Origin of the sequence: Vibrio caribbeanicus ATCC BAA-2122, assembly GCF_000165125.1 — a bacterium.
Lineage (GTDB): Bacteria > Pseudomonadota > Gammaproteobacteria > Enterobacterales > Vibrionaceae > Vibrio > Vibrio caribbeanicus.
The window spans coordinates 157,553-169,802 of record NZ_AEIU01000069.1; the positions used below are offsets into that span (position 1 = coordinate 157,553).

The 12,250-nt window shown below is 40.6% G+C and carries 13 protein-coding genes; 7 read left to right on the forward strand and 6 right to left on the reverse strand.

The annotated features are described in order from the left end of the window. Position 1: 1 nt before the first annotated feature. Entirely contained in the window at positions 2 to 790 is a 789-nt protein-coding gene (locus RH40_RS09370) for a heme/hemin ABC transporter substrate-binding protein (protein WP_422636335.1), read from the reverse strand. Positions 791 to 1,183: 393 nt separating this feature from the next. Between RH40_RS09370 and hutX the strand changes: the two genes are divergently transcribed. Then, entirely contained in the window at positions 1,184 to 1,708 is a 525-nt protein-coding gene (gene hutX, locus RH40_RS09375; RefSeq protein ID WP_009601224.1) for a heme utilization cystosolic carrier protein HutX, read from the forward strand. Between the two features lie 12 nt (positions 1,709 to 1,720). Beyond that, positions 1,721 to 2,251: a heme utilization protein HutZ gene (gene hutZ, locus RH40_RS09380; RefSeq protein WP_009601225.1), complete on the forward strand. Its 531-nt coding sequence runs from the start codon at positions 1,721 to 1,723 to the stop codon at positions 2,249 to 2,251. Positions 2,252 to 2,256: 5 nt separating this feature from the next. Here hutZ and RH40_RS09385 read toward each other — a convergent pair whose 3' ends face one another. Next, entirely contained in the window at positions 2,257 to 3,678 is a 1,422-nt protein-coding gene (locus RH40_RS09385; protein WP_009601226.1) for an aminotransferase-like domain-containing protein, read from the reverse strand. A gap of 93 nt (positions 3,679 to 3,771) precedes the next feature. Between RH40_RS09385 and RH40_RS09390 the strand changes: the two genes are divergently transcribed. Beyond that, on the forward strand, positions 3,772 to 4,689 hold the full coding sequence (locus RH40_RS09390; protein WP_009601227.1) for a DMT family transporter: 918 nt from the start codon (positions 3,772 to 3,774) through the stop codon (positions 4,687 to 4,689). 182 nt (positions 4,690 to 4,871) lie between these two features. Here RH40_RS09390 and RH40_RS09395 read toward each other — a convergent pair whose 3' ends face one another. Together RH40_RS09395 and nadE are read right to left on the reverse strand one after the other, a co-directional pair. After that, positions 4,872 to 5,420, reverse strand: coding sequence for an MSHA operon transcriptional regulator (locus RH40_RS09395; protein WP_009601228.1), 549 nt, complete (start codon positions 5,418 to 5,420; stop codon positions 4,872 to 4,874). A gap of 232 nt (positions 5,421 to 5,652) precedes the next feature. Next, a complete protein-coding gene (gene nadE / locus RH40_RS09400) occupies positions 5,653 to 6,480 on the reverse strand; it encodes an NAD(+) synthase (RefSeq protein ID WP_009601229.1) in 828 nt (275 codons plus the stop codon). A 168-nt stretch (positions 6,481 to 6,648) separates the two neighbouring features. On the opposite strand from nadE, the gene RH40_RS09405 reads away from it, so the two are divergent. After that, positions 6,649 to 7,167, forward strand: a complete 519-nt coding sequence (locus tag RH40_RS09405) for a nicotinate-nicotinamide nucleotide adenylyltransferase (RefSeq protein WP_009601230.1) — start codon at positions 6,649 to 6,651, stop codon at positions 7,165 to 7,167. 30 nt (positions 7,168 to 7,197) lie between these two features. Then, the gene (locus RH40_RS20050) at positions 7,198 to 7,671 is read left to right on the forward strand and encodes a hypothetical protein (RefSeq protein WP_009601231.1); all 474 of its coding nucleotides are present in this window, start codon (positions 7,198 to 7,200) and stop codon (positions 7,669 to 7,671) included. Here the strand turns inward: RH40_RS20050 and RH40_RS09415 are convergent. Continuing rightward, entirely contained in the window at positions 7,668 to 9,524 is a 1,857-nt protein-coding gene (locus tag RH40_RS09415; protein ID WP_009601232.1) for a putative bifunctional diguanylate cyclase/phosphodiesterase, read from the reverse strand. The two genes, RH40_RS20050 and RH40_RS09415, sit on opposite strands and share 4 nt — an antisense overlap. 110 nt (positions 9,525 to 9,634) lie before the next feature. After that, positions 9,635 to 10,516, reverse strand: coding sequence for a LysR family transcriptional regulator (locus RH40_RS09420; protein ID WP_009601233.1), 882 nt, complete (start codon positions 10,514 to 10,516; stop codon positions 9,635 to 9,637). A 112-nt stretch (positions 10,517 to 10,628) separates the two neighbouring features. Here RH40_RS09420 and RH40_RS09425 point away from each other — a divergent pair, with 112 nt between their 5' ends. Together RH40_RS09425 and RH40_RS09430 are read left to right on the forward strand one after the other, a co-directional pair. Next, entirely contained in the window at positions 10,629 to 11,807 is a 1,179-nt protein-coding gene (locus RH40_RS09425) for a multidrug effflux MFS transporter (RefSeq protein WP_009601234.1), read from the forward strand. A 50-nt stretch (positions 11,808 to 11,857) separates the two neighbouring features. Beyond that, on the forward strand, positions 11,858 to 12,208 hold the full coding sequence (locus tag RH40_RS09430) for a hypothetical protein (protein ID WP_009601235.1): 351 nt from the start codon (positions 11,858 to 11,860) through the stop codon (positions 12,206 to 12,208). Positions 12,209 to 12,250 lie beyond the last annotated feature (42 nt).

Consider the following 12,250-nt stretch of genomic DNA (forward strand, 5'->3'; position numbering starts at 1 on the left):
CCTATTGAATTAACTTATTGATCCGAAATGCTTCCGACAGGCTTTTCAAACCAAGCCCGCCGACAAGTGCGTGCCCATCAATCACAATGAATTGTTTGTTTTTTCCGGCTGGTGTTGCTGCGAGTAATGGCATTTTTTTCAATACATAGTCCGCGCCACCCATTTCTTGGCTGCTGCGCCCACTGATTAAGATAATATCAGGTTGCATTTCTACCATTGCTTCAGTTGATATGGGTTTGTAGGATTCGATACTTGCTGCTGCGGGGTTAATTCCTCCAGCCAACTCAATGATTGCATTTGGTGTTGTATTTGCTCCTGCCACATTCGCTGGCCTTCCTTGATGGATCAAAAGAAATAAAATCTTCTTTTTGGGTATTTGAGAATGACTTTGTTTGAGCTGGTTGATTTTGTCAGTGACTTGCTTCTTTAGTGGCTTAGCATTTTGGGTAGCATTGGTCAGCTTGGCAATTTGGTCGATGCGCTGTAGAAGTCCTTCTGCTGTGGGTTCAGTATTGACAACCTCGACCTTCATTCCCGCAGCTCTCAATTGATTTAGTGCTGTGGCTGGGCCCATCTCATTTGAACCAATAAGTTGATCAGCATTTAGTGCAAGCATCCCCTCAGCAGAAAGCCTGCGGTGATAACCAATTGATGGCAGTGCTCCAGGATTAGATATTTGACTGGTTTGGTCGATGGCAACTAACTTTTTTTCTTGCCCGAGAGCGACAATAAGTTCTGTGACCGAGCTCCCTGCACTTATTATGCCTTCATTCGCGGTACTAACGGGCATGTAGAAACCGAGCAGGAGAAAGGTGAGAGTGGTGAAAAATTTTTTCATATTGATTTACTTGACCATTGCGCTCAACTTACAAAATTTGAGCCATCTTGCTAAATCAACTTTGCTCGATTTAGCACTTTTCACTAGATTGTTAGGTAACGTAGGGAAAATCGCATTTGAAACCTTTATCATCTGAAGAAAAAGTGGATCTGTTTTGAAAGCCAAATTCCCCACTGCTTTTGATGATATTGTTAGTAAATGACTCAGATTTCATCCTAGGGGTGATTATCCATCATAATGCAAATAATATCAATTATCATTTGCATTACCATCTTTGGGCATTTATGATCAACTTTATATTTTCTCTGGCGTATATATAGACAAACAACCTAGAATCGAGTTTTTATGGAAACGATAAAACAACAGGTAGCTGATTTACTCGATCAGGAGCCGACACTTTTACCCGCTGAGATGGCGACTCGTCTCAATATTTCAGAGTACCAAGTTGTTTCATCACTGCCCAAGGCAATGGTTGCGATTCTCGACGGGGGTGCCGCTCTGACTATTTTTGAACGACTCGTTGGCTTTGGACCCGTCATGACAATCATGCACTCCTTTGGTTCTATTTTTGAAGTGAAGGCCCCATTTCCTAAGGGGAAGGTCGCCCATGGCTATTATAATCTGATGGGGAAAGAGGGAGAGTTGAATGGACACTTGAGCCTCGATAGAATTAAAAATATTGCCTTGGTAAGTAAGCCTTTTCGTGGGCGTGAAAGCCACTATATAGGATTTTTTTGTGAGTCGGGGAATAACATCTTTAAAGTATATTTGGGGCGTGATAAGAAACGAAACCTTATACCATCCCAAGTCGAATTGTTTAGAGAGTGGCAGCTTAAAGCTCAAACGAAACAGTTTGAAATGATAGATTAGGAGAGATAAATCGTGGATTCACAAGTCAAGCAAGAGCGTTTACAGGGAAGGTTGGAACCCGAGATTAAAGAATTTCGCCAACAACGGAATACTCTTCAGTTAGCAACGGTGGGTGCCGATGGTCGACCAAATGTTAGCTATGCACCCTATGTGCAAAATCAGGAAGGCTATTTTATCTTGATTTCAGAAATCGCGCGACATGCTCAAAATCTCAAAATCAATCCGCATGTATCAATCATGATGATTGAAGATGAATATGAATCTCAACAAATTTTTGCCCGTAAACGTCTTACTTTCGATGCCGTTGCAGTCGTAGTTGAAAGAGATTCTGAGCAATGGTCGCGAACCATTCAGCAGATGCAGGATCGTTTTGGAGAAGTTGTCGAGGGCTTGAGCCAGCTTCAAGACTTTATTTTGTTTAATCTAACTCCTGAACAGGGATTATACGTGAAGGGTTTTGGTCAAGCTTATCAGGTCTCGGGCGATGACTTGGTGGATTTCTTACATTTAGAGAAAGGCCATACAAAGGTTTCCAATAACTAGCATTGTCAGTCGCGCAGCTGCGCGTCGATTAGCTCTACTAATTGATCTAGGCCGCTTTTCCAGTGCGAGTTTAACATGTAGTTTGAACAGGAAAACCTAAGGCAATGTTTATACTGTCCAGATGTTGCGAATAGATGGCCTGGCAAGATACTTATCCTTTGTTCTCTTGCCTGTTGATAGGCAGCCAAACCATCAAAAACTTTTGGTAATTCCAGCCATAGCAAAAACGAGCCTGTAGGAACTGTTAGCTGATAATTTTTATACAGATAATGACTTCTATCTAGGCGCTGGGTTAGCTCTTCATAAAATGTTTGCATTGCGTTTTGATAGTAGCGGTTCATTTTTTTCACGTGGCTTCGATACCGTCCACTTTTCAGGAAGTCAGCGACGGCTGATTGCATTAGGTTCGTACTTCCCATGGTGTCACAAAATAACTGTCTTTCAATCACTTCTTGATACCTACCAGCAATAACCCAACCAATCCTGAGTCGTGAGTCTAATACTTTAGATAGTGAGTTGATGTATATGACACGTTTGTTGCTATCTAACGCGTGTATTGGAGGTATCGGCTGATTGAAGCCAAGAGCACCAAAAACATCATCTTCGATAATGGGTATATTGTTACTGACGCGGAGTAGTTCTATTCGTGCGTTAAGAGGCATCTGCGCACCTGTGGGGTTCATAAAATTGGGCGTGACAAGAACAGCACTAACATCCCATTTGTTGATCGCATTGCTTACAGCACTAACATCAATACCTGTAACAGGGCTACTACTTATCTCGATAACCTTTAACCCTAATGACTCCATTAAGAGAAGGTTTCCAAAGTAACATGGTGACTCCACAATGACAGTATCCCCGGGCTTTGTCACCGCTCTTAATGCTAAGCTGATCCCTTGCTGTGCTCCATGAGTAACCGTAATTTCGTGTTGAGAAACGGTCAATCCAAGATCATTACTGAGATTCTTGAACTGATAAGTGAGTTCTTGATTACCTGGAGGAAGTTGATAATGGCTGTGGGAGTGTGTTTGGCGTCTACTGTGACGTCCAATTTCAGCGTAGAGACTATTGATTGCAGGTGTCGATATGTTTGGGTGTGCAGTACCTAAATTTAAACGTTCTTCGGGTGATGGTTTAGCAAGTACGTCTTTACACATAGAGAGCAAGCTGATAGAACGAGGTATCGAGTTATTGCTTGGCTTCATTTTTTGGTAGACAACACGGTAGCCTGAACGTGCGTTGGCAGTGATAATACCTCGTGCTTCTAACGTGTGATAAGCCCTTATGATTGTATTTTTACTTACACCTAACTGCTGACTTAGTTGACGAATAGAAGGCAGCTTCTCGTCATGTTGCCATACCCGCGAATCGATTCCTTGCCTTATATAATCGATGACTTTTGTATATTTACATTGTTGTTCCGCCAATCTGTACCCCTAAAAACATCTATTTCTGTATCTTAACTGATTTTCTGTACCTATTAGAGTACGGCTTAACAGAAAAATTTCTAGGGAAAAACTATGGCAATTCGCATTATACCATTCATTTTTGTTCTGTTATGGGCCTCGGGCTTTATAGGAGCCAGATTTGGTCTTGCATACGCCGAACCTGCCACTCTGCTTCTTATCAGAATGGTCGCGACTACATTGGTATTTACACTTTGTCTTCTACTTGTTCAGCGTAACACACCGGATGTAAAACAGATTTTGCATTCTTGTGTTGTTGGTATATTGATTCATGGGTGTTATCTGGGTGGGACGTTCATGGCAATATCAATGAATATGCCAGCGGGTTTGGCTTCCTTATTAGTTGGGCTTCAGCCTATTCTCACGGCATTGGTATTAGTTGGCTGTAACAAGAAAAAATTACAACCTACTCAATGGGTCGGGCTTTTAATTGGTTTAGTGGGGATCGCATTTGTACTCAGTGGAGATTTAGCCTGGGGCTCTAGTGGCTCTAAGTTAATTGCGGTAGCCATGAGCCTTGTAGCCTTGTGTGGAATTACATTCGGCACGCTTTATCAAAAGCATTTTTGTCAAGGTACCGATATTTTGTGGAGCACTTTGATTCAGTATATTGCTGCGAGTGTTTTTTTTGCCCCGTACGCTCTGCTCTTTGAAACTATGTCAGTTCAATGGGATGTTAAACTATTGATGGTATTAGCATGGTTAGTCTTTGGCCTGTCATGCTGTGCCGTGTTGCTTTTGCTATATATGGTTAAGCATGGTGCTGCTGAAAGCGTTGCTTCCATTTTCTATCTTGTTCCTCCAGTTACCGCAATTCAAGCTTGGATCTTATTCGATGAACATCTTGATTGGTCTGCTGTATTTGGATTTATTTTGGCGGCTCTCGCTATTTGCTTGGTTACTTTAACCAAGCCATCTCAAAATGCTGGGCTTAGCGTGAATGAATTGCCTTCAGACAAGACAACGGTTTGAAGATTTAGTCATCTAAATTAAGCTAAATCGTATACTTACGGATGAGCCGTAATAAACTTGGCTTTTATAACCTATCACTGGCCTATTTCTATCTTTATTAGAAGCAATAATTCTGTATTTATACGACTTACTTATATAAGTTAAAAACTCAATATGGCGCAGATAAACTGCGTCTTGAAAAACTAAACACTTGAGTGCTTTACAAAGTAAGGGTTTTTATATTTCTTAGGGTTGCCAAGTTCAGAAACAACCAGTTTATTCCAAAGAGCGACATCGAATTCAGTTTTAGGAAGCGATGGATATAGAGTTTCCGCTTCCTCCATAGCATATCTAATAAACTGTTTCTTTTTGATTTGGTTGTATTTTCTGGCGACTCTATTATGCTTTGAAATAAATTCTTCTTTATAAGCTAATAGCCCAGGCTCTGCTTCTTCGAGTGGTAAGCGTGAGAGATAAATACGTTTGTAAGACACTTTTCTGTCCATCATTGTGCGCATTGCAGTTTGTATATATTTGCCATGATGGGTTATAGAAATATCCTCTTTATCAAATAATTGTACTGTCCAGCCAGTTGGAAAGAAATTAGGCTTTTTGTACTGTTTATTTCTTACCTCAATGGCTTTGTGCATAATTAGATCAGACGTACCGTTAAAAGTCTGTTGCCACTTTCCAATGCGGATTTGTATAGCCGTCGGTAAGCGATAAATATTGGTAAATTTATCTTGTTCCATATTAAATTACGCTAAATAACACTCGGTGAATAACAGAGAGGGTGGGTAAGCCAAACTCGCTCCACTGTGATAGTCAATCACAATTTACGCTCTAGTCTAGTGAAAAGTCTCTTCGGTATCTAGTATGTTTGGTCAATATTTAGTAAAGAATATGAATATATGCAGAATTACAAGTGTTACAGAGGAATTAAGCCAAAGGCTGTCATCCTCCATAACTTCGCAATACGGGTAATTAGTCGTAAATAGTGGGTATTGGTTTGCGTTTATGCTGTGTTGCCTGATATATGTCGATAAGTTTTTGGGTTACGTCCTTTGCTACTGGCCGCCCCTCTAAGAAATCATCGATCTGATCATAAGTTACACTAAGTGCGTCTTCATCTGCTTTTTGAGGCACTAGCTCTTCTAGATCGGCGGTCGGTGTTTTATTGACGAGCAAATCTGGAGCGCCTAGCTCCGAAGCTACTTGACGGACCTGTCTTTTATTTAGTCCAAAAAGAGGGGCTAAGTCACACGCACCGTCACCGAACTTTGTATAAAAACCAGTAATGTTTTCTGCAGAGTGGTCAGTACCAAGAACAAGTCCTCCGACATACCCTGCGATTTCATATTGCGCTATCATTCGAGAACGAGCTTTTACGTTACCTTTGACAAAGTCGATTTTAGATTTGTCTATCTGGAGCAAGCCATTTGCTTCGAGAGCGTCATTACTGGCACGGTGCAGTCCATCTACACCGTCTTTTATGTTGACAGAAATTGAGTGTGTGGGCTGTATAAACTTAAGAGCGATTTGAGCTTCTTCTTCGTCTTTTTGCTCTCCATAGGGCAAGCGAACCGCAATGAATTGATATTCAGAATCTGCGCTCTCATTTAATTCATTAACAGCGAGCTGGGCGAGTCTCCCACAAGTTGTAGAGTCAACACCACCACTGATTCCTAGAACGAGACTCTTACAACCTGACGTAAGAAGTGTTTGTTTTATAAAGTCGACACGTCTTGCTATTTCAAATTTTGGGTCAATTGAGGGGAGAACGCGCATTTCGTCGCGAATTAACTGTTCCATTGTGTGTTTCCTTCCCATGCTTGATACGCATTTGCGTAAACTTCAAGGGTGTTGATTGCAAAACCTTGACCGATAAGGTTAGGCTACTGTTTAAATTAGCTATATCATACCGCAAATAGGGTTTCAGAAAATGAAGATTAACGTTTTCATACGAGAGTTTTGATAATTATGAGCAAAATAGCAGTTTTTGGTAGTGCTTTTAATCCGCCTAGTGTTGGGCATAAGAGTGTCATTGATAGCCTTACTCACTTTGACCAAGTCCTATTGCTTCCCAGTATATCTCACGCTTGGGGCAAACAAATGCTTGATTATGATTTAAGGTGTGAGTTAGTTGATGCATTTATTCAAGATCTCAATCTTAGCAATTTGGTCCGCTCAACGGTTGAAGAGGAACTATATAAGCAAAGCGGAGAGCCGGTCACGACTTTTGAGGTTTTGGCTCAATTGGAGCAAGACTACGGAAATTCGACGCTGACTTTCGTTATAGGTCCAGACAACTTATTTAAATTTAATAAGTTCTATAAGGCTGACGATATAGTGAAAAGGTGGTCACTATTGTGCTGTCCAGACAAAATCTCGGTTCGAAGTACGGATATAAGGAATGGTCTTAAGAAACAGAATGATATTTCGAGTTTAGTAACCGAGAAAGTTTGTCAGATGCTTGTTGAAAAATCATATTATACTTAAAGGTAACATGGTTTTACGTCGGGGTGCCCTATGTTGAAAGAGGATGTGCTATTTAGCTTGGCGTTACTAGCTCCTGACGTAAGCTGTGACTCTCATAGATTCTCCACCAACGATGATAACTCTCAATATCATATGCTTATGCAACAGTGCCACCAACCGCAATTAAATAGTAAAACCAATGAGCTTATGTATGCTGATCGCGTATATCAATTTCCTAACGGAGGGTTGGCGGAACCATCTTATTGGTTGGGCTGGCAGTCGGAACAGCAAGTAGACCCACTATTGTCACACAGTCTCTCTTTTAGTCATTTTGGTATCGGGTTTTGGCTTTATGATGAGAGCTCGGACAGTAATGAGTTGAGCGCAATTATTGAAGATTATGGTATTCAGGTGAGTGTTGGCCTCGGGAAATCTGAGGTGGGTGCGGCAAGAGTTCGTTTGGACTATCGTTGGCATGAAGACTATTCAGGGGATATTATCATGCAGCTTGATCTGCCCTTTTAATCTTGTACATGGACTATGTTGTTACGCAAATGACCAATCTTTTCTTTTTGTAATCTTATTATTTCTTCTGCTATCTTCGGTTGTGAAAAAAAGTACCCCTGAATTCGGTTACAACCCATCTTATAAAGTTTATCAAGGGTTACCTTATCTTCTACACCCTCTGCTACCAATGCAACATTGAGTTGTTTAGCAAGTTGTATAATCAGCCAAACCACTCTTTCTGCCGAGCGACTGCCATGCATATTTTTAATGAAAGTTGCATCAATTTTGATGCAGTCTATTGGGTACCTATGTATGTAGTTCAAGCTCGAGTAACCAGTACCGAAATCGTCCAACGCAATTTTAAAACCAATAAGACGTAACTTAGTTAAAACTCTTTGAATTTCTTCAGTTTGAGAAAGTAACACCGTCTCAGTGAGCTCAATAGTAAAGTCCTCAGGAGCGAAGTTATAGGGTTTGAGAGCGTTGAGAAAAGACTGGAGGTATTGGTTGGACCTATTGAGCTCATGAGCTGAGCAGTTAATACTCAGTTTAATCTTTCTGCCCAGTTCTGTTTGTAGTTTGAGTTTTGCTTTACATGCCAGTTTTATAATATGTTCACCTAGCTCGACGATCAGTCCAGACTGTTCTGCAGCTTCGATAAATTCTACAGGAGAGATGGGGCCTAAGGTGGAGCTCTCCCAGCGCGCAAGCACTTCGAAATAATCCCACTGCTTATCGGGTTTACCGACGATAGGTTGTAATACAACGTAGATTTCGCTGTCTTCCATAATCTCTTTGGCTAACTCATTTCTGAGTGAGTCAATAACTAATGCTCGCCGATAATACTGTTTACTCAAATGCGTATCATAGCATTGTACATTGAGGTAGCGTGATTGCTTGCAGTCTTTGAGAGCAAGGCTTGCATTGTGAATAAGTTGTTCCGCAGTCGAACGGTGATGACTGTTACCAGCGAGACCAATTTTAATATTGAATTTTATATTATGAGCAGGATCCTTATATCCGGATTTGAAACTTTTCAATATTCGGTTGCAGAGTGTTATTGGATTTTTGGAGAATGTGATGAAGGCAAATTCATCGCCAGCTATCCTAAACGCTAGGTTTTTGTCTTCAATAGTGTTTTGTATCGTCTCTGCGACGAATTTTATTACTTGGTCACCGATGTAATTTCCATATAAATCATTTATGTATTTAAATTTTTCTATATCCACATAGGCCAGTGTAAAGTGGTTTTTCTCGGTGAGTTGTTCAAGCTTTTCTGAGAGTGAGATACGATTGAATAAACCAGTAAGCTTGTCATGAGAGGTCTCATAGCTCAGTTTAGCATTGAGGTCTTTGGAAAGAACGGAGAGCCATTTTACTCTCAGATTATTTGCAATAATTTGAGCATAGAGGTGGTGTTGGTTAACTACATTTTGATTCTGCTTAGTCGTCATTGATGATGAAAATGTTGATAAAATAAGACCTAACGTATGCTGGTCAGTGGACTTTATAGGTATTGCTATATAGGCTTGAATTCGATCATTATTGAGGAAAGGTGGGGTGTTTTTTGATGTCAAAAAACATAACTTGCCAGTAGCAAATTCACGACTTTCTTCTATTTCAAACTGGCCCTTTTGACGACTAACGGGCACTAGTTGACTTTGCTGTGCCCCAATTTTTACGTCCGAGCTTGCAAGAAGTGTTACGCACGCTGTTGTTGGGTCAATCTCAATAACGCTCGTACAGCTAGACTGAGTACAGCTGTGGAGATTTGAGACTGCTTTTTGTAGTAGCTCTTTTTCAGTAGAGCTGAGGAGGCCATTAAGCGCCTCTAGAGTCAGCGACTCTATTTGTGATGTTGTCCTAGCCATGACGAGTAACTCACTGTTATTCGTGACTCATGCCACTTATAGTCTTAACGTTACTTTACAAATATGGACTTTGATGCATATAAATGCAAACTTATTTTAGAACGAGTTGTTTAATTTTGCTTAGCGAGCCGTGTTTGAAGGTAATCAAGGAAAAGCTTAGTGCGCGTGTGTTGATAGTCAAGTTTGGGGTAATAAGCATAAACTGTCGATTCATCCACGGTTATGTCAGGAAGTATCCTGATTAGTTTACCCGCCTTGATGTCCTCTATTATCATAGCATCATTGCTCAGCAGTAACCCCATACCTGATTTTGCTGCATGGAAAAGTGCCTCTGGGTTGGTTGTAACAAAGTTACCGTTAAGAAGTATTTTCTCACCTGAAATTAGCGATATTTCTCTTTGAATCGTTTCTCCCCAAATAAGTAATTTGTGAGCGGAAAGTTCCTCATGGCTTTTTGGTTCGCCGTGTAATTTTACATATTCGGGAGAGGCATAAAATCCGACTTTTTGCTTGAATAACGGTGTCGCTTTGAAGCTTAGTGAATTGAGTTGTTCGATTTCTCTACTGATAAAGAGATCCAACGTTAAACTCGGCAGTTCACCGGGTGGCGTTGTGACGAGATGAATTCTTATATCTGGGTAGGCTTGTAGAAAATCATTCAAATATTGAACAAGGAATTTTGAGCCTATTGTCAGGGTTGTACCGATCTTTAAAACCCCAGCTGGTGTTTGTGAAACTGAGCGTGTTTCATCAATGATCGATTGCCAGTCATCTAATTGTGCTCGAGCACGCTGATAAAATAATGCACCTTCCTCAGTTTGTATTACCGAACGGGTGGTTCGCTTCAACAGTTGTACCCCAATTTTTTCTTCGAGCCAATGAATTCGCTTGCTGATAGCAGAACTGGTGGTGTTCATTCTCCGGGCAGCCCCATTAAAACTGCCTTCATCAACTACATTTACATAACTTTTGACACTTAATATCCAGTCCATCAGAATCTCCTGATTGCTTCCAGTTGGGAACTAATCCCTTTCAATTTTGGTATATTATCATTTTTATTAATTCCTCTTAAACTGTATTAGTCGTTTTTGAGGAGACATCAAGATGAAAAAAATGCCCATGTTTCTGGCTATGATGGTGATCATCACAGGTCAAGTAGGAGTCAGTATTTACTTACCTGGCTTGCCGATGATGAGCAAAAGTCTGGATGTGTCCTCAGCAGAAGTGCAGACTTTAGTGACCATATTTCTGGTGGGCTTTGGCTTGTCTCAGCTGATTTATGGTCCGCTATCCGATGCCATTGGTCGCAAGCCAGTATTTATCATAGGCCAAAGCATTTATTTACTCGGCACATTGCTCTGCATTATTTTTATTCACAACATCGATGTTCTTATCATTGGCAGGTTAATTCAAGGCTTAGGGGCCGGTAGTTCATCGGTGTTAGGCCGAAGTATTCTTAGTGATAGCTATGATGGAGAGCAACTGGTTAAAGCACTTTCATTAATTTCAGTAACGGCCTCTATAGTCCCCATTGTTGCACCAATACTCGGAGGATGGCTAACTTTCTATCTAGGTTGGGAAAGTATATTTTTATTTGTTGTCATTTATCTCACGGCAATTTTCATATTAGGTTATTTTGCGCTTCCAGAGACTCTCAGCCAGAAAAAACAGGTTCCTCATCCTTACTTGATGGTTAAAACATACAGTAAGTTACTACTAAATAGGGAGGTGGTAACAAGTGCGAGCTTTAACTGGATCAATTATCTTGCAAGTGTTGTTTCATTGTCTGTGATGCCGTTTCTTTTACAGCATGATTTGGGCCTATCGGCTATGCAATATGGCACTGTCATGATTATACCTTCAGTGGGGCTTTTATTGGGTGGCATCGCGCTAAATGTACTTAATCTATATCTAGATCAAAAAAGGTTATTGTTTTTATCCTGCGTGATCATTTTATTTTCGGGCTTTTGGCTTGTCATTTCCAAGTTTTCAATCACTAATTTAATTGTTTCATACACTATGCTGGCGATTGCTCAGGGAATTGCATTCCCGCTTTCTTTAAGTATGTTACTTGCAAAAAATAAGAATCAAGCAGGCGTTATCTCTGCTTTTTCTGGTGCGGTACAAATGTTTCTGGCGGGAGTGGTAGGGGCTGGAATAGTTAAATACCTAGTTTATAGCCAACCAGCTTTAGGTGTTTTGTACGTGTTGGCTTCTACTGTAATGCTTTTTTCTTTGTACAGCTCTAGAGCGAGACAAAAAACTGAACAAGAGTTTGCTTGATAGGAGGGAGAAGATACAATGTGTCGGAGAATTATTCTGAGAGTATATCAATGGAACAAAAAGCATTTGAAGTTTTCATTAAAACTTTATGTGAACAAAATAGCCTTCCTCTTGCGCTAGATATGTTGCAATCTAGCGAAGATCTTGAGATCGCCGAAGCAGCCCGATCCTTGGTTGGACAATTCTCGGCAGCAGAAGTGGATGGGAAAAAACGCATTTACCACATATCACTTCATGAGAATGATGAAGGAGAACAGCAAGAATTTGTTGAACATATTATGGATGAGGGGGATGACCTCATACTGTTTGTTGCTTGGTTTTTTGAAGTGATGTTTGAGATAAAAGGCAAAGATATATACCAAACTGCTGGGAAAACTTACAAGCAGCCGAAACGAAGTTAGGGAAAAGAGGATGTATTCAGGGACTCTGTTACATCCTTTTGA

Coding starts and splice junctions, on each gene's coding strand:
- RH40_RS09390 (WP_009601227.1), top strand. CDS start 3,772: ATGGCAATTCGCATTATACCATTCATTTTTGTTCTGTTATGGGCCTCG.
- nadE (WP_009601229.1), bottom strand. CDS start 6,480: ATGGAACAGTTAATTCGCGACGAAATGCGCGTTCTCCCCTCAATTGAC.
- hutX (WP_009601224.1), top strand. CDS start 1,184: ATGGAAACGATAAAACAACAGGTAGCTGATTTACTCGATCAGGAGCCG.
- RH40_RS09405 (WP_009601230.1), top strand. CDS start 6,649: ATGAGCAAAATAGCAGTTTTTGGTAGTGCTTTTAATCCGCCTAGTGTT.
- RH40_RS09370 (WP_422636335.1), bottom strand. CDS start 790: ATGCCCGTTAGTACCGCGAATGAAGGCATAATAAGTGCAGGGAGCTCG.
- RH40_RS20050 (WP_009601231.1), top strand. CDS start 7,198: ATGTTGAAAGAGGATGTGCTATTTAGCTTGGCGTTACTAGCTCCTGAC.
- RH40_RS09430 (WP_009601235.1), top strand. CDS start 11,858: ATGGAACAAAAAGCATTTGAAGTTTTCATTAAAACTTTATGTGAACAA.
- RH40_RS09395 (WP_009601228.1), bottom strand. CDS start 5,420: ATGGAACAAGATAAATTTACCAATATTTATCGCTTACCGACGGCTATA.
- RH40_RS09415 (WP_009601232.1), bottom strand. CDS start 9,524: ATGGCTAGGACAACATCACAAATAGAGTCGCTGACTCTAGAGGCGCTT.
- RH40_RS09425 (WP_009601234.1), top strand. CDS start 10,629: ATGAAAAAAATGCCCATGTTTCTGGCTATGATGGTGATCATCACAGGT.
- RH40_RS09420 (WP_009601233.1), bottom strand. CDS start 10,516: ATGGACTGGATATTAAGTGTCAAAAGTTATGTAAATGTAGTTGATGAA.